The sequence below is a fragment of the Ruminococcus sp. RTP21484sp1_RTP21281st1_A8_RTP21281_210402 genome, assembly GCF_040914025.1.
GTDB lineage: Bacteria > Bacillota > Clostridia > Lachnospirales > Lachnospiraceae > Blautia_A > Blautia_A faecis.
On sequence record NZ_JBCPGE010000068.1, the window covers coordinates 1 to 20,093 of the forward strand.

20 protein-coding genes and 3 pseudogenes are annotated in these 20,093 nt (G+C 44.8%); 22 read left to right on the forward strand and 1 reads right to left on the reverse strand.

Translation table 11 applies throughout. The features are described 5' to 3' along the window. Positions 1-243 precede the first annotated feature (243 nt). From AB5170_RS20880 to AB5170_RS20940, 13 genes and pseudogenes are all read left to right on the forward strand, one after another. Entirely contained in the window at positions 244-720 is a 477-nt protein-coding gene (locus AB5170_RS20880) for a PcfB family protein (protein ID WP_313718016.1), read from the forward strand. Beyond that, positions 717-1,091: a hypothetical protein gene (locus AB5170_RS20885; protein WP_368361896.1), complete on the forward strand. Its 375-nt coding sequence runs from the start codon at positions 717-719 to the stop codon at positions 1,089-1,091. Before AB5170_RS20880 ends, AB5170_RS20885 begins: the two co-directional genes overlap by 4 nt. Before the next feature lie 23 nt (positions 1,092-1,114). After that, positions 1,115-2,989 (forward strand): annotated as a pseudogene (locus AB5170_RS20890) (recombinase family protein). 79 nt (positions 2,990-3,068) lie between these two features. Beyond that, a complete protein-coding gene (locus AB5170_RS20895; protein WP_097770242.1) occupies positions 3,069-3,260 on the forward strand; it encodes a transposon-encoded TnpW family protein in 192 nt (63 codons plus the stop codon). A gap of 133 nt (positions 3,261-3,393) precedes the next feature. Beyond that, positions 3,394-3,690, forward strand: coding sequence for a hypothetical protein (locus AB5170_RS20900; protein ID WP_117553194.1), 297 nt, complete (start codon positions 3,394-3,396; stop codon positions 3,688-3,690). Positions 3,691-3,795: 105 nt separating this feature from the next. Further along, positions 3,796-4,626, forward strand: a complete 831-nt coding sequence (locus AB5170_RS20905) for a hypothetical protein (RefSeq protein ID WP_227194785.1) — start codon at positions 3,796-3,798, stop codon at positions 4,624-4,626. 82 nt (positions 4,627-4,708) lie between these two features. Beyond that, a complete protein-coding gene (locus tag AB5170_RS20910) occupies positions 4,709-5,002 on the forward strand; it encodes a DUF3847 domain-containing protein (protein WP_118610504.1) in 294 nt (97 codons plus the stop codon). Between the two features lie 242 nt (positions 5,003-5,244). Then, a complete protein-coding gene (gene mobQ, locus AB5170_RS20915; protein WP_279217507.1) occupies positions 5,245-6,750 on the forward strand; it encodes a MobQ family relaxase in 1,506 nt (501 codons plus the stop codon). 16 nt (positions 6,751-6,766) lie between these two features. Further along, complete coding sequence (locus tag AB5170_RS20920; RefSeq protein WP_173736000.1) at positions 6,767-8,668, forward strand: AAA family ATPase; 1,902 nt, start codon at positions 6,767-6,769, stop codon at positions 8,666-8,668. Between the two features lie 85 nt (positions 8,669-8,753). Next, positions 8,754-9,110: pseudogene (locus tag AB5170_RS20925) on the forward strand (type IV secretory system conjugative DNA transfer family protein); the annotation flags it as partial. 152 nt (positions 9,111-9,262) lie between these two features. Continuing rightward, a pseudogene (locus AB5170_RS20930) lies at positions 9,263-10,876 on the forward strand (DUF4368 domain-containing protein). A gap of 202 nt (positions 10,877-11,078) precedes the next feature. Continuing rightward, positions 11,079-11,426, forward strand: a complete 348-nt coding sequence (locus AB5170_RS20935) for a TnpV protein (protein ID WP_173735999.1) — start codon at positions 11,079-11,081, stop codon at positions 11,424-11,426. 14 nt (positions 11,427-11,440) lie between these two features. Beyond that, positions 11,441-11,722, forward strand: a complete 282-nt coding sequence (locus AB5170_RS20940; protein WP_173735998.1) for a hypothetical protein — start codon at positions 11,441-11,443, stop codon at positions 11,720-11,722. A gap of 92 nt (positions 11,723-11,814) precedes the next feature. Here AB5170_RS20940 and AB5170_RS20945 read toward each other — a convergent pair whose 3' ends face one another. Beyond that, on the reverse strand, positions 11,815-12,330 hold the full coding sequence (locus AB5170_RS20945) for a DUF2798 domain-containing protein (RefSeq protein ID WP_173735997.1): 516 nt from the start codon (positions 12,328-12,330) through the stop codon (positions 11,815-11,817). A gap of 782 nt (positions 12,331-13,112) precedes the next feature. On the opposite strand from AB5170_RS20945, the gene AB5170_RS20950 reads away from it, so the two are divergent. From AB5170_RS20950 to AB5170_RS20990, 9 genes are all read left to right on the forward strand, one after another. Beyond that, on the forward strand, positions 13,113-13,286 hold the full coding sequence (locus tag AB5170_RS20950; RefSeq protein WP_243880092.1) for a hypothetical protein: 174 nt from the start codon (positions 13,113-13,115) through the stop codon (positions 13,284-13,286). 149 nt (positions 13,287-13,435) lie between these two features. Continuing rightward, positions 13,436-13,846 (forward strand): single-stranded DNA-binding protein, encoded by a 411-nt coding sequence (locus tag AB5170_RS20955; protein ID WP_173735996.1) that lies wholly within the window; start codon positions 13,436-13,438, stop codon positions 13,844-13,846. A gap of 146 nt (positions 13,847-13,992) precedes the next feature. Further along, complete coding sequence (locus AB5170_RS20960; RefSeq protein ID WP_005341250.1) at positions 13,993-14,199, forward strand: helix-turn-helix transcriptional regulator; 207 nt, start codon at positions 13,993-13,995, stop codon at positions 14,197-14,199. 15 nt (positions 14,200-14,214) lie between these two features. After that, positions 14,215-15,279, forward strand: a complete 1,065-nt coding sequence (locus AB5170_RS20965) for a type IIL restriction-modification enzyme MmeI (protein ID WP_368361895.1) — start codon at positions 14,215-14,217, stop codon at positions 15,277-15,279. A gap of 3 nt (positions 15,280-15,282) precedes the next feature. Further along, complete coding sequence (locus tag AB5170_RS20970) at positions 15,283-16,980, forward strand: class I SAM-dependent DNA methyltransferase (RefSeq protein WP_368361897.1); 1,698 nt, start codon at positions 15,283-15,285, stop codon at positions 16,978-16,980. Positions 16,981-16,995: 15 nt separating this feature from the next. After that, complete coding sequence (locus AB5170_RS20975; protein WP_173735994.1) at positions 16,996-17,772, forward strand: DUF6414 family protein; 777 nt, start codon at positions 16,996-16,998, stop codon at positions 17,770-17,772. Continuing rightward, positions 17,759-18,877 (forward strand): AAA family ATPase, encoded by a 1,119-nt coding sequence (locus tag AB5170_RS20980; RefSeq protein ID WP_173735993.1) that lies wholly within the window; start codon positions 17,759-17,761, stop codon positions 18,875-18,877. Before AB5170_RS20975 ends, AB5170_RS20980 begins: the two co-directional genes overlap by 14 nt. A 254-nt stretch (positions 18,878-19,131) precedes the next feature. After that, entirely contained in the window at positions 19,132-19,758 is a 627-nt protein-coding gene (locus tag AB5170_RS20985; RefSeq protein WP_173735992.1) for an alpha/beta fold hydrolase, read from the forward strand. Positions 19,759-19,816: 58 nt separating this feature from the next. Next, on the forward strand, positions 19,817-20,059 hold the full coding sequence (locus AB5170_RS20990) for a hypothetical protein (protein WP_173772761.1): 243 nt from the start codon (positions 19,817-19,819) through the stop codon (positions 20,057-20,059). The last annotated feature ends 34 nt before the right edge of the window (positions 20,060-20,093 follow it).

Below are 20,093 nucleotides of genomic sequence, written 5' to 3' on the forward strand. Positions count from 1 at the left end.
CCATAACGAATTCCCCTACGATACTGTATTTGGTAGTTTTATTATAGCATTTTTCTTAATTGTTAGACAGTCTGACGTACGGTGCTGTGAGAGGACGGCGGTTAGTCACCGCCTCCTACTCGATTACGGAACTTTTGGACAAAATGTCCAGAAGTGGAAGGAGAGCTTATGAAGTATTTACTGCACAGGCTGTATGTTCCACCATAGCGGAATTACAGCTACAAAAAATCAAGGAGGAAAACCATGCAGGAGGAAGTTACACAGAAAACGCTTGCCCTTGTTTTCAAGTCCTCAAGGCTGACTGCCGATGTACTGAAAAAAGCCATGAAGATGTATCTGGAGCGCCGAAAAGCCGGACAACAGGCAACACATGGAAAAATGTCAGTGAAAAAGCTGGTCGGTCAAGGTATGGGAGCTTCGAGTATTGAGGTTACGGATAACAACATCAAGTCCTTTGAACGAGTGGCAAGGAAATACAATGTTGACTTTGCTGTAAAAAAGGACAAGACGGTGGAACCGCCGAAGTATATGGTATTTTTCAAGGGCAAGGATGCCGATGTGATCACACAGGCATTTAAGGAATTTGTGAAAGTTAATGAGAAGAAGCGTGGCAAAGTATCCGTAAAGGAGAAGCTGGCAGAGTTCAGGGAGCTGCTTGGAAAGGACAAGAACAGGGAAAGAGCAAGGAAACACCAGAAAGACAGGGGGCAGTCGCTATGAGTAAGATTATAGACGGTATTGTCAAAGACTTAAAAGCCATTCCCGAAACGCTGAAGGCTAAGACCGCAGGCGTGGATAAAAAGAAGCTCATTCTTATGAATCTCCCGTATATTCTTGCAGGGTATTTTTGTGACAAGATAGCGTGGCTGTGGCGTGTATCGCCGGGGAGCAACGTTTCCGATAAGATGATGGCAGCCATGAACGGGATGAATGATTTGTTTTCCAATCCGTTGCCGAGCTTTTTCCCGAAAGATCTGCTGGTCAGTATTGTGGGCGGCGTTGCGCTCCGTCTTGTGGTGTATTTCAAAGCTAAGAATGCCAAGAAGTTTAGGCAGGGTGTAGAGTACGGTTCCGCAAGGTGGAGTGCATAATTTTAAGTGTAAATGACACATACATGGACGCACAGGAGGTTATGCACATGACTGATTATAGCAAAATTACAGCCCTTTACTCCCGCCTTTCCGTAGGCGACGAGGACAGGGACGGCGGCGAGAGCAACAGCATACAGAACCAAAAAATATTTTTGGAGAACTATGCCAGAGGGCAGCACCTAACCAATATCCGGCACTACATTGACGATGACGAAAGCGGCAGGTTTTTTGACCGTTCCGCCTACTCCCGCATGATGGACGATGTGGAAAACGGGAAAATCGGTGTCTGCATTATGAAAGACCTTACCCGCTGGGGGCGCGACTATCTCCAAGTCGGCAACGCGATGGAGATATTCAGACGGAACAATGTGCGCTTTATCGCGGTCAACAACGGCATTGACAGCGAGAAGCCCGACACATTGGAGTTTGCGCCCTTTATCAACATCATGTCGGAGTGGTACGCAAAGGACATCAGCAAGAAAGTGAAAACGGGCATTAAGACCAAGGGCATGAGTGGAAAGCCGATTGTCACCGAAGCCCCTTACGGCTATGTCAAAGACCCGGACAACAAGGATTTTTGGATAATCGACGAAGAAGCCGCCGAGGTTGTACGCCTTATTTTCCGCCTGTTTATCGGCGGGAAGAACCGCAACCAAATCGCCGTATATCTGACACAGGAGCAAATCCCAACCCCCACTTTCTACATGAAAGACCGAGGGCGGGGAACCTGTAAAAATAAGACGCTCAACGAGGATAACCGCTGCAAGTGGAACAAAGCCACCTTGACCAATATCCTCACACGGCAGGAGTATTGCGGCGATGTAGTCAACTTCAAGACTACAAAGCATTTCCGGGATAAGCATAACCACTATGTAGACCGGAGCCAGTGGCACATCACAGAAAATGTGCATGAGCCGATTATCAGCCGCAGCGATTTTGAAACCGTACAGCGGATTTTGGAAAACGCACCCGTCAAACGCCCCAACGGGGACGGGGAAATCCACCCTCTGTCGGGCTTGCTTTTCTGTAAGGACTGCGGCGCAAAAATGCACATTCGCATAGATTATCGGAACGGCGGCAAGCGGCATGTTGCCTATTGCAGCGAGTACCACAAGGGAAAAGCCAAGAACCCCAAATGCCATTCCCCGCACATCATGGACGCGGACTTGCTCATGCAGACCGTCGCAGAAGTGCTGAAGAAAATCGAGGACTATTCTATCAGCAACCGGGCGGAGTTTGAAGCCTTAGTGAAAAAGAACCTTGCCATGCAGCAGACCGACCAGACTAAAAAGCAACAGAAGCGTATTCCGCAAATCACGACGCGCCTTGAACAGATTGACAAGGTGCTGAATAAGCTCTACGAGGACAACGCCCTCGGCACGATCTCACAAGACCGCTATGAGCAGATGTCGCAGAAGTATTCGGAAGAATACTACGCGCTGAAAGCGGAGCTTGCCACGCTCCAGGAGCAGCTATCCGCTTATGAGAACGCGGGAGGACGGGCGCAGAAGTTTTTGAAGCTGACGGAACGCCATGCCGCCTTTACCGACCTTACACCCGCCATTCTCAACGAGTTTATCAGCCGGATTGAAGTGCATGAGCGCGACCAGAAAAGGGCGAGATACGCAATCCAGCACATCAGCATATATTTCAATTATATCGGCAAGTTTGAGAATGAAGTGACACAGCTTGCAGAACCGACCGAGTAGGAAATCCGGCAAATGCGGGAGGAAATCGAAGAAGCCAAAAAGGAAAAGAGCCGCGCCTACCACCGGCAGTATTCAAGGGAGTACCGGGCGCGAAACCTTGAAAAGCAGCGGGAGTATGACCGCATGAAAGCGCGGGAATACCGGGCAAGGAGAAAGGCGCAGGCAGCCGCCGCACAGCCCACACAGTAAAACAGAATAACCGTCAATCAAGAGGGATTTTCCGAGTTACGGGAAATCCCTCTTTTGCGCCCGGAGAAAGGAGCCGCCTATGGCAGAACAGACCCCCGACAGCATCATCACGACCCAGAGGAACGGGCAGACCATTGTTGCGGAGTTATTTTTCAATCACAGCAGCACAGAAACATTCCGCGACAAGCTGCTCAAACTGGTGCTTGCCGACAGTTCGCGTTTATCCGCGTCTGACGGTCAAGAGCCGGAAAAAGCAGAAATCTTGCGATAACAGCCGCCCTGACGAACCATTCCCTGTCCGGGCGGTTTCTATTTGAAAATCCTCATTTTCCCCAAGTCAAGAGCCGGGAAAAACACCCGAAAAATGCCCCTATTGCGTAACAGGGGCGCAGAAAGGAGAGTTTATGAGAACAGGGCTTACGAAGCAGGAAAAGACCACCGATATTTGGTTTGACGAGAAAGACCCCCTTATCCATATCCGCACCCACAACACCGACTTAAAGAAGCGGCTTGCCGCCTACGCCGGACAGCACCCCGACCAGTGCCGCCAGACCGACGCAGACCCCGAAACGGACTGCATGGAGTTTGATATTGCAAAGGGGCGTTTCTCTTTCCGTCTGACCGCCCCATACAACGAGGAACGGCGGGAAGCTGCGCGGCGGTCTGCCAGAGAAAACAAGGCCACTGACAGGCTGAAATGAGGTGGATTTATTCATAACCATGTGCTATGATATTTATAGATAGTGAAACTTCCTTTCAATTTTTTCGTCTATACAAGTAACAGAGAAGAACAGGAGGCTTGTTCCATGAGAAAAAAGAGATTGATGATTGCAATAGCTTGTATCATTTTAGTAGGTATCGCGGTAATCGTATTTTTTTCACAACAGGGGAAAAAACCGTATAAGGATTTGGACGCAGCGCAGATTGTTTCCGCTAAAGTGTTATTAACACCGCCAGACAAAACGATTGAGATTGAAAATATCCAAGAATTAGTTGAATATTTGAATGATGTTGTTGTCTATAATGAGGATAATTCTTACACAGAGTATGATGGACAAGGCGTTGTTTTTACCTTGACTATGGTAGACGGTACACAAACAGATATTATGGCGTATAACCCATTTATTGTCATTGACGGTATCGGTTATAAGACAAAATATGAGCCATGTGAAGCACTCAACAGCTATGCAAATGAATTACTAAACTCTGGGACTGCCAATATAATTTTGGAAGAACCGCCCACATTAAGCGTTGTGAGTGACGAAACCGCTATCGGCGCAGTATTAGGAACTTATTCGTGGCAAAAAACAAATATTGACGGAACTGCTGAAAGCACAATAGCTGATAGCCCACACCCGTTAGAGTGCAAGGATCTGTTGTCCCCGCCATTTGAAACAACAGAAACAACAGCTACATTAAGATTTACAGAAGACCCAGATACAATTTTAAGTGTGCAGTGCTGGAGTGACGAACATTGGGGAGAGCCTGCTACAAACAGCGAAGATGTAACTATTGTTGGAAACGTACTCACTCTTAAACTGGGCGGATATATTTATGAAGTAACAGCTGAATGGAATACTGAAAATGGCTATGGCGGAACAGCAAGCTATTTTATATATTTGAAAACAGCAGACTGAAATTGAATAGCCACCCACAAGGGCAGCCGAGAAAATCGACTGTCCTTTTTCTATGCCGACAGGCAGAAAGGAGCGACCACCCATGACGAAACCGAGAACAAAAACCTTTGAAGAACTGACCGCCGAGATTGAGGACGGAAAGAAGAAAATTCGGCAGTTTGAGAACCGGGAAAAAATGTTGCGTCAGAAGTTATCCAAAGAGGAACGCAGAACGCGCAGCCACCGCCTTATCGTCCGGGGCGCAGTCTTTGAAAGCATTGTGCCGGAAGCAAAGAACATGACCGACGAGGAAGCCACAGCACTTCTCCGGCTTGCCTTGACGAGTGAACCAGCGCGGGAATATCTGAAAAAACGAGCCGAGGGAGCGACAAGCTGAAAATCCCTTAGGAACTAAGGGCGCACTTATACACCCTTGCGGGCGTGTGCGCTCTGCCGAGGGCTTATCTCCGCACAGGGAGATTTCCCCGCGCTCCGATATGGCGGCTTTGCCGCAACAAGGGGCTGCACCCCTTGCGCCGCTTTGCGGCTATCCCTGCACACCCACAAAAACAGTACACCCGCCGTTGGCGTCTGTACCTTTTTTGCGGGTTTTATTATCCTATCCGGGAGGTGATACCCATAGCCATTTACCATTGGAACATCGGCATTGTGAGCCGAGGAAAAGGCAAATCAGCCGTTGCCGCAGCCGCCTACCGAAGCGGCGAAAAGCTGACAAACGAATGGGACGGAATGACCCATGACTACACCCGCAAAGGCGGCGTTGTCCATACAGAAATCATGCTGCCGCCCCACGCGCCACCCTCATTCTCTGACCGTTCAACCTTGTGGAACAGCGTGGAGCTTTACGAGAAAGCCGGGAACGCCCAGCTTGCCAGAGAGATTGACGCGGCGCTCCCCATAGAATTATCCAGAGAGGAACAGATCCGGCTTGTCCGGGAATACTGTTCCTCTCAATTTGTTTCCAGAGGAATGTGTGTGGATTTTGCTATCCACGACACCAACAGCGGCAATCCCCATTGTCATATCATGCTGACTATGCGCCCCCTTGACGGGCGCGGCGCGTGGGCGGCGAAATCCAAAAAGGAATATGACCTTGATGAAAACGGTGAGCGTATCCGCTTGCCAAGCGGCAGATACAAGACGCACAAAATTGACCTTACAGGCTGGAACGACAAGGACAACACCCTTTTGTGGCGCAAGGCGTGGGCTGACTATACCAACGACTTTTTGGAGAGAAACGGAAGCCCGGAGCGTATCGACCACCGCAGCAACGCCGAGCGCGGCATTGACGAGATACCCACCGTCCACATGGGCGTGGCGGCTTGCCAGATGGAGAAGAAAGGTGTAGCCACCGAGAAAGGCGAACTGAACCGAAATATCCAAAAAGCAAACCGCCTTATACGGGAAATCCGGGTGCAGATTGGGAAGCTCAAAGAATGGATTGCCGACCTGTTCAAAGTGTGGGAAACCGCCCCGAAGCAGCCGCCGCAATCTCCCAACCTTGCAAATCTGTTGATGAAGTATTTGAGCGTTCAGAGAGAAAAGAGCCGGAAGTATTCGCAAAGTTGGCAGCACCAACACGCAGCCGACGAACTGAAAACCATAGCGGCAGCGGTCAACTATCTTTCCGAGCATGGTATCTCTAATCTTGACGAGCTGGACGCTTCTCTTTCCTCTGTCAGTGATAGAGCCTATTCAATCCGGGAGGGAATGAAAACCGCCGAGGAACGCATGAAGAAGCTGCAAAAGCTAATTGAATACGGGAAGAACTACACAGAGTACAAGCCCATTCACGATGAACTGAAAAAGCTGCAAAACGGCTGGACAAACAAGCGCGATAAGTACGAGGAAGCCCACCGCGCCGAGCTGACCCTATGGAACGCAGCAAGTCGCTATCTCCATGCAAATCTGCCGAAAGGAACAAAGACCTTGCCTATTGCGGAATGGGAACAGGAATATGCTGACCTCAAAACACAGAGGGACAGCGATTATACCAAACTGAAAGATACCCGCACCAATGTTTCAGAGCTTCAAAAAATCCGCAAATGCGTGGATATTGCACTCCGCGCCGACCAACCGGAGCAGACGCAGAGCCGCACCAAACGGCATGATATAGACCGCTGAAAGGAGTTGAACTTTTATGTATTACACCCAAGAACAGATAGACCGCGCCAACCAAGCCGACCTTGTTTCTTTCCTGCAATCACAGGGCGAGCAGCTTACCCGTGCCGGAAATGAATACCGCTGGAAGCGGCACGACAGCTTGACTATCCGGGGAAACAAATGGTACAGGCACAGCCAAAGCAAAGGCGGCGGCCCCGTTGATTTTGTCATGGAGTTTTTCGGCAAGAGCTTCACCGAAGCCGTTGAACTGCTGACAGGCGAAAAAGGAGCCGCCCCGCCGCCGGACAGACCAAGCCCCGCGCCCCTATCCGACTTCCGACTGCCACCCCGCAGCACCGACAACCGCATAGCGAGGAACTACCTCACAGCAGCCCGCCGCATTGATGAAGATGTGACGGGCTTTTTCTTTTCCACCGGGGATATTTACGAGGAAGCCGCCCACCATAACGCCGTATTTGTCGGCAGAGATGAAAGCGGCATACCGCGATACGCCCATCAGCGCGGCACAGCCGGGAGTTTTCGGCTTGATGTGAAAGGCAGCGACAAAGCCTTTAACTTCTGCTACCGTGGCGAGGACGAAAGGTTGTTTGTCTTTGAAGCCCCGATAGACCTCTTATCTTTCCTCTGCCTGTTCAAAAAGGACTGGCAGAAGCAAAGCTATCTGGCGTTGGGCGGCGTGGGAGAAAAAGCCCTGTTGCGCTTTCTCTCTGACCGTCCGAACATCAAGACCGTGTACCTCTGCCTTGACAGCGATCAAGCCGGAAACGACGCTTGCAGCCGCCTTGCAGAGCTTGTGCCGGAGGGCTTGACCGTCCATCGGCTTATCCCTCTTTTCAAGGACTGGAACGAGGTATTGCAGCACCGGGCAGAAATCACAGACGGGAAGTATTTGCGGGAAGCAATCTACGGCTTGAAAGAGCCGCCGCAGGAAGAAACCGTTGAGATTATCCGCATGAGCGAGGTTGACACACAGACCGTTGAATGGCTATGGGAGCCGTATATTCCCTTTGGGAAAGTAACCATTGTGCAGGGCAATCCCGGCGAGGGCAAGACCACTTTTGCCCTACGCCTTGCCGCCGCCTGCACCACCGGGGGAACGCTGCCGGGAATGAAGCCCTTGCCGCCATTCCAAGTAATTTACCAGACCGCCGAGGACGGGCTGGGCGATACCGTCAAGCCACGCTTGATAGAAGCCGCCGCAGACCTTGACCGGGTACTTGTGATTGATGAAGCCAAGCGGGAGCTTACCCTCTCCGACGAGCGCATAGAAAAGGCAATCACGCAGAACGGGGCGCGGCTGATTATCCTTGACCCCATACAGGCGTACATGGGCGAAAAGACCGACATGAACCGGGCAAACGAAGTGCGCCCCATGTTCCGCCGCCTTGCCGATGTTGCCGAGCGTACCGGGTGCGCCGTTATCCTTATCGGACATCTCAACAAAGCTGCCGGAGGGCAGAGCGCATACCGGGGCTTAGGTTCTATCGACTTCCGCGCCGCAGCAAGGAGCGTCCTGCTGATCGGGCGCGTGAAGCGAGAGCCGAATGTGCGCGTTATCGTCCATGACAAATCTTCCCTTGCGCCGGAGGGCAAGCCCGTTGCCTTTTGCCTTGACCCGGAAACGGGCTTTTCGTGGATAGGCGAATACGACATCACCGCCGACGAACTGCTGTCCGGCGCGGGCGGCAACAACGCCACCAAAACCGAGCAAGCCGAAAGGCTGATACTTGACCTGCTTGCAGACGGGAAAGAGCTTGCCAGCGAGGACATTGTAAAAGCCGCAGTCGAAGCCGGAATATCCGAGAGGACGGTACAGAACGCCAAGCGCAACATGGGCGGCATTTTAGGCGCAAGGCGTGTCGGCGGTCAATGGTACAACTTCATCAAGAAGAAGCAACCACCCGAACCCGCAAGCTGAAAGTGCAAAACGCAGACCCTTTGCACTTTGCACTTTCGCACTTTCACGATAATTTGCGTCAATAACTCAAAAAAGCACTTGACAAAACGCTTCATGGGGAAATGCAAAGGATATAGAGCCTTATGTCGATCCGGTCTTTGAGAACAATGTCATACTGACAGAAACGGAAAGGCTGATGATGTCGGGCAGACCAAAGCAGCCGAAGTATGCAAGAAATAAAAACATTCTTGTTATCGGCGGTTCCGGTTCCGGCAAGACTCGCTTTTTTGTGAAACCCAACCTGATGCAGATGCACAGCTCCTACGTTGTCACTGATCCGAAAGGAACGGTGCTTGTGGAGTGTGGGAAAATGCTGTTAAAGAACGGGTACAAAGTAAAAGTTCTGAACATCATTAACTTTAAAAAATCAATGCACTACAATCCTTTCGCTTATATCCGGAGTGAAAGCTGAACGGATTGAAAGAACTGCTGAAATGAAAGGAGTTGCCTATGACAGAAAACAAACAGAACAAAAATGACCGCACCGACCGCCGCCCCGTGTGATATAATTCCTTTACGGAATAGCGGGGCTGGCTGTCGGAAATGGAGGAAACCATGATCAGACAGACAACCCAAAACCTTATTACCGCCCTTTATCCGAGATTATCCCATGAAGATGAATTGCAGGGCGAGAGTAATTCCATCTCTAACCAAAAGCGTATTTTGGAAAGCTACGCAAAATAGAATGGTTTTACCAATCTCCAATGGTACACGGACGATGGATACTCCGGTGCGAACTTCCAAAGACCCGGTTTTCAAGCCATGCTTGCGGACATTGAAGCCGGGAAAGTCGGAACGGTCATTGTCAAGGATATGTCGAGATTGGGGCGAAACTATCTCCAAGTGGGAATGTATACGGATATGATTTTCCCGCAAAGGGGTGTTCGCTTTATCGCTATCAACGATGGAGTGGACAGCGCATAGGGCGACAATGATTTTGCCCCTCTGCGTAATATCTTCAACGAATGGATGGTGAGAGATACGAGCAAGAAAATCAAGGCAGTTTTCCGCAGCAAAGGCATGAGTGGCAAGCCTATCACAAGTCAGCCGGTCTATGGCTATCTCAAAGGCGAGGATGGACGCTTTATCGTGGACGAAGAAGCCGCCCCAGTGGTCAAGCAGATTTTCAGCTTGTGCCTTGCCGGGAACGGTCCAACCAAAATTGCCCGTGTGTTGACCGAGCAGCAAATCCCCACACCGGGTACATTGGAATACCGCAGAACGGGCAGCACCCGTCGTTATTACCCCGATTATCCCTATAAGTGGGCGACTAACACAATCGTCCATATCCTTGAACGCAAGGAATATCTGGGGCATACGGTAAACTTCAAGACCGAGAAAGTGTCCTACAAGGTCAAATCAAGCGTGGAAAATCCCGAAGAAAAACAGGTCATTTTCGAGAATACCCATGAGCTTATCATTGACCTTGCCACATGGGAGCGTGTGCAGGAATTACGCAAGCAGCGCAAGCGTCCGAACCGCTATGATGAAGTCGGTCTGTTCTCCGGCTTGCTGTTCTGCGCCGATTGCGGGAGCGTCCTCTATCAGCAGAGATATGAGAACAAAACCCGAAAACAGGATTGCTACATTTGCGGCAACTACAAGAAGCGTACCCACGATTGCACTGCACACTTTATCCGCACCGACCTTTTGACAGCGGGTGTGACTGCCAATCTGCAAAAAGTGACAAGTTATGCAGCCAAGCACGAAAAGCAGTTTATGAAGCTGCTGATCGAGCAGAACGAGGACGGTGGCAAACGCCGCAACGCTGCCAAGCGAAAGGAACTGGACGCAGCCGAAAAGCGAATTGCGGAACTGTCTGCTATCTTCAAGCGGCTTTATGAGGACAGCGTGACCGGGCGTATTTCTGATGAACGCTTTGCAGAACTTTCCGCAGACTATGAAGCCGAGCAGAAACAGGTCAAGAGCCGTGCCGCCGAACTGCAAGCGGAACTTGCAAAGGCACAGGAAGCCACGGTCAATGCGGAAAAGTTTATGAAAGTTGTCCGCAAGTACACCAGCTTTGAGGAATTGACCCACACCCTGCTGCGGGAGTTTATTGAAAAAATCGTTGTCCATGAGTGCAGCTATGACGAGAACGGCACACGCAGACAGGACATTGATATTTATTACAGCTTTGTCGGCAAGGTAGAACTTCCCGACGAATAATGCCCGACCTATCCGACACCTTGCGCAAGTGCCGGATAGGAACGGCAAAAAATTTTACACTTCTATTGCTTCTTTACCACACACAAGCAAAGTCACAGGGTATCAAGCACTTAATGTCTTCTATGTGAAAAGATTTTAATGAAAAACTGCACATCCTACGCATTTAACATGACAATTTCATGAAAAGCGAAAGGAAATCATTATGAAAATCGAATACACAAAAGTGGGAGACTATTATTTACCGAATCTTTACTATCCGGAGGAAACCAGACCGATTGGATTCTGGGGAATACTTCGGAAGAAATATCTGAAAGAACATAAATCTGGAACTTATACATATCTTCTTCTGACCACCAGACTGGACAGCTATCTGGCAGATATGAATGAACAGGCACAGGAACGCTTTGAGCTGATTGAAGCTCAAATGCGAAGTGCGGAGGGAGTTACCGAGGAACTGAAGAGACAGAATCCTATGGAATGGGTACGCTACTGCAACAATATCCGCAACCGGGCTGCTGAAATCATCAAGCAGGAACTGATTTATATATAAGGGGGATTCCGGATATGAGAAGAGAATTGATTGAATGTTATTATGAAGAATACCAGCAGGAACTGGAAAGATTTCTTGAATCGGATCCAGAGATGCTTTCTCTGGAAGCAGAAATTCATCATTACATAGATATACTGGAGCCAGTCCTCAGAGATGCTGGACAGGAGATGTGGCAGGCATTGGACAGAATTATTTCAGCGAAAAATGCTATGGAAGGGATTGTGGCAAAAGAAATGTATATTCGGGGATTTCTGGATTATGAAAGACTGGTGTGTGAAAATGATAGTTACATTTGAAAATAGAAATATGGAAGAATAAATGATAAGACCTCCTGTGTGGAAATAGATAACTCACAGGAGGCACTATAGTATACGGTATTATCAATAGATTATTCTGCAAATCCCTGCTGTTCCATTTCGTTTTCGACTTTAGATTTAATTCCTTGGTTGGTGGAGGCGAACAGGTGACGGAATATGAAGCGGTAGAACGGACCAACAACCAAAATCTGCAGTGGGTAAGCCATAATGAAATTTAGACAAATGGTCTGGAGCCAGATAAAAATTAGGTTTGAAGTGATTCCTGATGATTCGATGGTTCCAAGCAGGCTCATGAGTGGCACCATTGTGCAGACTGTGAAGGTCTGGATGCAGAGGATGATAAAGATTGATCGGTCAGTTGGTTTTGCTATGCGGAATGCAAAGTATTTGGATGTTTTGCTGGCGATGAAGAATGCACAGAGAAGCCCGATGAACCATTCCAATGGGAAAGAATGCAGTGCGTGTTTGAAGGTAGCAGCCTGAAGTCCGCCGGTGTGGATGGCGACATTATAAACACCCATGATAAAAATCATACAACCGGATGTGATAAGAGTAAAAATGAATTCCTGAAATTTTGTTTTTGGCATAGTAAGCCCTCCCTATAAAAAATTCATATAAACACAAAAATGTCGCCTATCCGTCTGACAATGGATAAGCGACATTTTATGTCATATTTATTTTATCAGGTATTGAAGTTCGATGTCATAGGAATTTTGCACAAAATATAAAAGAAAAGTAAAAAATCATCTGACATTCTTCAAGTTCCCACGTGTGATTAGTAGGAAAAATAAATTTTTCTGCGAAAGCACCGTCCAAACACCATCTGAAACTTGCTATTAGTGAGGGAATATTTCATTTATGCAAAAAAACTTGCAAAAGGGGGTTGGTAAATACCGTTTCTCAGGCTTTATAGGTAGAGGAACAATTATTTTAAAAATTTTTTACCTAAGTATGTCCTCTTTTGCCTGCCCCAGTACAGAGTAAGTGAAGGGACTAACAAAAGTAAAAGAAAAAATGATAAAAATGCAAAAAAATATCACGAATTTTTTGCATCATGCCAAGTCATTTGACTTTAGTAATCAGAGGACGTTTTGGAATGTTCCTTCGCTGAACCTTGACAACCGATAAGTGCACCCTGGAAGTCTACCAGGAGTTCTGCCATGACCTTTCTTTTTCAGAGAGTGAGCGGAATCATAATGACACTCCCGATGATGGGCGGCTGACCAAAGCCTTATGGTCAGTGACCTGCTGATGCAGGCAGAGGCAGTCTGAGACGACTGCAGATAAAAGGGAAACGCACGCCAGACCGCCGGACGGATGAAACTGAAAACAATGTTTACAGGGCGAAATGCCCGGAAAGGAGCAGTTTATGACAGAACTGAAAATGAAAGAAATGCAGATAATCCACTGGTTTGGATGCCCGAATCTGAACTGTACAAGGGAGAGAATCCATCTGGCTGCCATGCTTGCAACGGATGCAGAGATGAAAAAGAATCTTTACAAGGTATGTAGATTCCTCGCAAGAGAAGAAATTGCATATTAGTATCCGATCATATATGAAATGATTCAGAAAATGTTTTCGCCGGATGATATCAATCCACCGGAAGCATGTACAATGTTTATGCCAGACAATGAACCAGATGATGAAGAATATGCAATGGAAGCGTAGCTGCGGAAAGGACGATAACGATTATGAATAAAGTGATTTTAATGGGAAGACTGACAAAGAACCCAGAGATCAAATATGCCGGAAAAGATAATGATATGGCAGTAGCAAGATATACACTTGCGGTAAATAGAAGATATAAACGTGACGGAGAACAGGAAGCAGATTTTATCTCCTGTGTCACATTTGGAAAGAGTGCAGAGTTTGTACAGAAATATCTTCACAAGGGAACGAGAATTGTGATCGGCGGTCGTATCAGCACCGGTAATTATAAGGACAAGGACGGGAAAACAATTTACACCACAGATGTGATCGTCGAAGAACATGAATTTGCTCAGAACAAGGATAACGGTGCCGGTGCAGATTTGTCAGAAACACAGAAAACAGATAAGGACGGATTTATGGAAGTACCGGAAGGTGAGATTCCATTTGACTAAACCGGAATAAATGGTTGGAGAGGCTGCTCTTTGCCGGGGCATTCTCTTTTCCATTTTACAGAAGAAATCAAAAATTGCGAGTATTCAACCTAACGAAAACGTGATATAATCAAAATATATTTGAATGAGAAATATGGAGGTAGCTTATGGGCGTAAGTTATAACAGATTATGGAAAATGCTCATAGATAAAAATATGAAGCGGATAGAGATGCAGTACCTCACCGGGATCAGCGGAAACATTCTTGCCAGGATGGGAAAAAACCAGTATGTATCAATGGAGACGATTGAGAAGATCTGCAAGAAGCTGGACTGTACTGTTGATGAGATGATGGAATTTACAGATGATGAGTAACAGGAGGTTGCTGCAATGACAGATACACAGCAAAGAGCAGCGGCGAAAGCATTTGCGAAAAACTGGAAAGACCGTGGATATGAAAAAGGCGACAGTCAGATCTTTTGGGTGGAGCTTCTGACAACGGTATTTGGTGTAACGGAAATATCACAGTTTATTTCTTTTGAGGATCAGGTACACCTTGACCACACCAGTTTTATTGATGGGTATATTGAGAAAACTCATGTCATGATTGAACAGAAAAGTATCAATAAGAGCCTGACGGCTGCTATCCGGCAGTCCGACGGCTCTATGCTGACACCATTTGAACAGGCAAAAAGATATTCTTCTGAATTGCCTTATTCAAAAAGACCAAGATGGATTGTGACCAGCAATTTCCAGTCATTCTATATTTATGACATGGAAAAACCGGGTGGCGATCCGGAGATTATCCGGTTGGAAGATCTGGAAAAAGAATATTATCGGTTACAGTTCCTTGTGGACGAGGGAAACACAAATCTTCAGAGGGAAATGGAAGTTTCTATTGCTGCGGGTGAGATTGTAGGATTATTGTATGATGCACTGGCAAAACAATATGTTGATCCGACAACAGAGCGTGCAATGAAAAGTCTGAATATCCTTTGTGTCAGAATAGTATTCTGCCTGTATGCAGAGGATGCCGGCATTTTTGGACAGCATGGCATGTTCCATGATTATCTGGAAGAATTTGATACAAAGCACATGAGAAAAGCTGTGATTGAGCTGTTTCAGGTGCTTGATACAAAACCAGAAGACAGAGATCCATACATGGAAGAATCTCTGGCACAGTTCCCATATGTAAATGGTGGGCTGTTTGCAAATGAGGATATTGAAATTCCACAGTTTACGGATGAAATCAGAAATCTTTTGCTGGAAAAAGCTTCAGCAGATTTTGACTGGTCAGAAATCAGTCCAACTATATTTGGTGCGGTATTTGAGAGTACGCTGAATCCTGAGACAAGACGCTCCGGCGGTATGCACTACACCAGCATTGAAAATATTCATAAAGTCATTGATCCGCTGTTTCTGGACGAACTGAAAAATGAATTGAAAGAAATTTAGCAGATAACGGTTCAGAGAACAAAAGATAAAAAACTGAGGGATTTCCAGACGAAGCTGGCAAATCTCCAGTGGCTTGATCCGGCATCTGGAAGTGGAAATTTCCTTACAGAGACATACATCAGTATCCGTCGATTGGAGAATGAAGTCATAAAAGAATTGCAGAGAGGACAGATTACTTTTGGATTTGATGAATCCTCACCAATCCATGTTTCTATTGATCAGTTTTATGGAATTGAGATCAATGATTTTGCTGTCACAGTTGCAAAGACAGCGTTATGGATTGCGGAATCACAGATGATGAAAGAGACGGAAGACATCGTTCACATGAATCTGGATTTTCTGCCGTTGACGACAAATGCGTTTATTGTAGAAGGTAATTCATTACAGATTGACTGGGAGAGCATTGTACCAAAATATCAGGTGTCGTATATTATGGGGAATCCACCATTTCATGGATTTACTTTTATGACAGCTGAGCAGAAACAAGATATGCAAAATATTTTTCCAGGGGTAAAGAATCTTGATTTTGTTTGTGCCTGGTATAAAAAAGCATCAGATTATATTCGGGGAACAAAAATAGAAGTTGCTTTTGTATCAACAAATTCAATTGTTCAAGGTGAAACAGTATCCAGATTTTGGGACTTTATGCAGGATGATATTATTAACTTTGCGTACAGAACGTTTGTATGGGACAGTGAAGCCAGTGTAAAAGCCCATGTACATTGCGTAATTATTGGATTTGCAAAATTCTCACGTTCAACCAAATATTTGTACGATAATGGCAGAACTACAGTGGCAGAAAATATAAATCGTTATCTGATGAATGGAGATGATATATTAGTACGTAGCCGGAATAAACCTTTGTGCGACATTCCTAAGATGATATACGGCAATAAACCAGCAGATGGTGGAAATTTGATTATTGAAGATGAAGATCTGGAAGATTTTCTTATGAAAGATCCGAAAGCTAAAAAATATGTTCATCCTCTTTTAGGCGCATCAGAATATATCAAAGGAAATAGGCGATGGTGTTTGTGGCTCGTGGGAGCAGATCCAGAAGAACTTAAAAAGTGCCCGATGATTATGGAACGAATTAGAAAGTGCAAAGAAGTCAGAGAAAATAGCGTTGCGGCAGGTATAAGAAAATTTGCTGATACGCCAACTCTTTTTGCACAGAGGACACAGCCTGTTGATAAGGATTTTATTATTGTTCCAAGAGTATCGTCGCAGGCAAGACGCTATGTACCTATGGGCTTTATCAAAGCAGGAACAATTGTAACCGATAGAGTTCAAGTTATACCAGATGCGTCATTATACGATTTTGGAATAATTATCTCCAATATTCATATGGCATGGATGCGTGTGACGTGTATGCGTTTAAAAAGTGATTACAGTTACTCAAAGGATATTGTCTATAACAATTTTCCATGGCCATCACCTACAGAGCAACAAAGACAGAAAATTGAGAAAACAGCTCAAGGCATTTTGGATGCAAGAGCTTTGTATCTAAATAGTAGCCTTGCAACGTTATATGATGAACTGACCATGCCGCCAGAATTACGAAAGGCTCACCAACAGAATGACATGGCTGTCATGCAGGCATATGGATTTACAAAAGGCAGTGAAGCCTATAAAAGCGAAGCTGCCTGTGTTGCAGAACTTATGAAAAGATATCAGAAATTGTGTGAGGAACAGAAATAGTAAGGAGCAGAAAAGTTGAAAAATAAAAACACTGAGAAAATAGAGTTTCTAAAAATAGTATATTTTGATGAAGCTGCTGCACAAGATTATGTTGATGTTACAAATGGAGGACGACTTGATTGGTCAACACAGGAGAATAAAGAAAAAATAGCTAAAATAGTTGCTGAAATTGAAGCTCAGGCAAAAAGCGGCTTTAATATTTTGAATTATATTAAAGCAACATTTCAGGGAAAAGTTGATGCCAGTGCTTCCGCTGAGCTGACCAGCGCTTTTGATAAAACAATAAAAAATACGTTGCTTACAGATTATATACAGGCAGCATCGAAAGATGAACACGTAAAAAAATTTGAGAATAGTGGTGTTTATGCTCCGGAAAATTCTGTGACATTATATAAAATGCTCAGTTCATATTTAACAATTGTGCCTAAAGAAGAAATGCCAATAGATATGGAAAAATTAAATGAGGCAATATTAGGTGAGCGGGGTTATTATGACATGCTTTTAAAGACAGAGAAAGAGCGGAAAAGCGTATTGAGATTTAACCTTCAAGCATTTAAAAACAATTATAACCTTGTCGATTTAAGCAAAATGAAGCTGACATATTTCGGAATAAAGGTTGGAAGTTGTGGCGAAAATCATTTATCGATTGATAAAGAGTTTGATTTTCAACCAGCAGAAGACAAGACTACAGCAGAAGAAATTGTTGAGGGAGAAAAGTCTGCTGATGAAGAAGAAAAAGAATTAGATGTTTATGACATAGTATTGGCAGGTGTGGTACGTGAAGAAGATTGAAATTTTTGTAGGATCTGATTCAGCTTTTGAAAAGATTGTTCCGAAAAGTGCAAGAAATCTTAGTGAAATGGCAGCGAAACTTGATGATGGTAATAAAAAAATGGATGTGTTTGTTAACATTCCAGGGCAGCCAGAACCAAAGTCTAAGAAAAAGAAGAAACCGAGAGTTCAAGATTTTGTTATTCATGCTGATGAGTACTGTAGTGTTCAGGAACATGTAATTATAAACTTTATAAATTTTATTTTCCAAATGTCCATAACAAATATGTACATTCAAAATCCACCGAAAAATATTCGAGAGCAGATATACCGAACATTTGATAAAAGTATTATTCATGAAACGCAACAGCCATATTTGGAAGTTTCAAAAGAAATGATACAAACATTTAATAGACAATATAGTGAAAGGGTAATTGGACAGGAAAAATCAAAAAAGAAATTGCTTCAAGCAATATATCCTCTGGTAGATGGTAAACAAAGCAAGCCGGTTGTAATATTGTTATATGGAGATTCAGGACTTGGAAAGACAGAATCCGCACAATATATGGCAGAATTGATGGGTGGAAAATTATTAAGAAAACAATTTTCTATGTATCAGAATAATGAGTCAGCCAATTATATTTTTGGTGGAAGATATAACGAAAAAAGTTTTGCGCAAGATCTTTTGGCTAGAGAAACTAATGTATTGCTGTTTGATGAGTTTGATAAAGCATTATCTATATTCCATAGTGCATTTTATCAATTATTTGATGAAGGAATTTATGAAGATCATAATTATAAAGTTGTAGTAAATAAGGCAATTATTATGTGTACTTCAAATTATAAAACAATTGATGAGATAAAAGAACATTTAGGATTGCCGATATATAACCGTTTTGATTCAATTATTAAATTTAATGATTTGTCAGGTATAGCAAAAGAAAAAATTGCAGAGAGGGAAATAGAAAGACTGAAGGAAGATTATGATATTGAAGATAGAGAGCTATTTGACAAAATAAAGAAAGGTGCAGTTACTCAGTCAAATGCGAGAGAAATAAAACATTTGATAAAAGATACTTTCTCTCTTGTGGCACTTAAAAAAATATGCGGTGAAACAGAAGTATAATTCTCTTAGCAAAGCTAAGAGCGCACTTCTATACAGGCAATTCCATCTGCCTGTATTGTGCGACCTGCGGTGCTGCTCCCGGTTTTGAGAAATCTCAATCCGGGAAATACAGCGAAATCAGAGATTTCGTACAAGGGGAGTTTCCCCTTGCGGCACAGGTGCCTATCCCCGATAAAGTTTGTGGCTGAATATTTCAGATACAGACATATAAAGTGATAGAAAGCGTGAAATATAAATTTGAAGGGTGACAATATATGAAGTATTTATATTTGCATGGACTAGGGCAAAAACCAGACAGTTGGAATAGAGTAATAAAAGAAACGAAAGTATCGAAAAGCAGTCGCAGTTTGAGTTTATCAGAGATGTTAGAAGGGAAAGCTGCTACATATAAGGAATTATATTCAGCATTCTCATCAGAATGCGACAAGGAGAACGAAGAAATTGTTTTATGTGGGCTTTCTCTGGGAGCTGTTTTGACACTTAATTATGCGATAGACCACCCGGATAAAGTAAAGGCACTCGTATTAATTGCAGCACAATATAAAATGCCAAAAAAATTATTAAAAGTTCAGAATATGTTGTTTCATCTTATGCCGAATTCGGCATTCAATAAAATGGGCTTCAAAAAAGCAGATGTTATTAACCTATGTGGTACGATGGCTGAATTAGATTTCAGCGACTCACTTCATAAGGTGTCTTGTCCGGTATTAATCGTTTGTGGAGAGAAGGACAATGCAAACAAAAAAACTTCAAAAAAACTTTCTCATTATTTGAACAATTCCAACTTCCATGAACTTATGAAAACAGGTCATGAAGCAAACATAGAAGCTCCGGAAGAGTTGGCAATCGTGTTGCAAAGATTTTATGATAGTATCAATTAACTTCCCGTTTATCGGGAAGTCGCAGAGAACGAAAAAACGGTATTTGGAGGTATTCACTATGAAAAAGATTATAACCGTAATGCTTTGCATTGTGCTGGTTCTTCTATTTGCCGGATGCGGAAAGAACGGCGATACATCAAAAGTGGAAATTGATTATGGAGCATCTTCCGTTTATTCAAAAGCAGAAATAGACTCTGCCATTGAGATTATAAAAAAGCAGTTCGCTTCGTTTGAGGGCTGTGAATTGCATAGCCTTTCTTACTTTATAGGAAAGACCGCCTGTGGCGCTCTCTTGAATTGAAAAATGCCCGCACGGAGGCGGGCACGACGACAAG

What these genes read in the sequence shown, in the direction of transcription:
- AB5170_RS20880 (WP_313718016.1), top strand. Translation starts at nt 244, where the DNA reads ATGCAGGAGGAAGTTACACAGAAAACGCTTGCCCTTGTTTTCAAGTCC.
- AB5170_RS20885 (WP_368361896.1), top strand. Translation starts at nt 717, where the DNA reads ATGAGTAAGATTATAGACGGTATTGTCAAAGACTTAAAAGCCATTCCC.
- AB5170_RS20895 (WP_097770242.1), top strand. Translation starts at nt 3,069, where the DNA reads ATGGCAGAACAGACCCCCGACAGCATCATCACGACCCAGAGGAACGGG.
- AB5170_RS20900 (WP_117553194.1), top strand. Translation starts at nt 3,394, where the DNA reads ATGAGAACAGGGCTTACGAAGCAGGAAAAGACCACCGATATTTGGTTT.
- AB5170_RS20905 (WP_227194785.1), top strand. Translation starts at nt 3,796, where the DNA reads ATGAGAAAAAAGAGATTGATGATTGCAATAGCTTGTATCATTTTAGTA.
- AB5170_RS20910 (WP_118610504.1), top strand. Translation starts at nt 4,709, where the DNA reads ATGACGAAACCGAGAACAAAAACCTTTGAAGAACTGACCGCCGAGATT.
- AB5170_RS20920 (WP_173736000.1), top strand. Translation starts at nt 6,767, where the DNA reads ATGTATTACACCCAAGAACAGATAGACCGCGCCAACCAAGCCGACCTT.
- AB5170_RS20935 (WP_173735999.1), top strand. Translation starts at nt 11,079, where the DNA reads ATGAAAATCGAATACACAAAAGTGGGAGACTATTATTTACCGAATCTT.
- AB5170_RS20940 (WP_173735998.1), top strand. Translation starts at nt 11,441, where the DNA reads ATGAGAAGAGAATTGATTGAATGTTATTATGAAGAATACCAGCAGGAA.
- AB5170_RS20945 (WP_173735997.1), bottom strand. Translation starts at nt 12,330, where the DNA reads ATGCCAAAAACAAAATTTCAGGAATTCATTTTTACTCTTATCACATCC.
- AB5170_RS20950 (WP_243880092.1), top strand. Translation starts at nt 13,113, where the DNA reads ATGACAGAACTGAAAATGAAAGAAATGCAGATAATCCACTGGTTTGGA.
- AB5170_RS20955 (WP_173735996.1), top strand. Translation starts at nt 13,436, where the DNA reads ATGAATAAAGTGATTTTAATGGGAAGACTGACAAAGAACCCAGAGATC.
- AB5170_RS20960 (WP_005341250.1), top strand. Translation starts at nt 13,993, where the DNA reads ATGGGCGTAAGTTATAACAGATTATGGAAAATGCTCATAGATAAAAAT.
- AB5170_RS20965 (WP_368361895.1), top strand. Translation starts at nt 14,215, where the DNA reads ATGACAGATACACAGCAAAGAGCAGCGGCGAAAGCATTTGCGAAAAAC.
- AB5170_RS20985 (WP_173735992.1), top strand. Translation starts at nt 19,132, where the DNA reads ATGAAGTATTTATATTTGCATGGACTAGGGCAAAAACCAGACAGTTGG.
- AB5170_RS20990 (WP_173772761.1), top strand. Translation starts at nt 19,817, where the DNA reads ATGAAAAAGATTATAACCGTAATGCTTTGCATTGTGCTGGTTCTTCTA.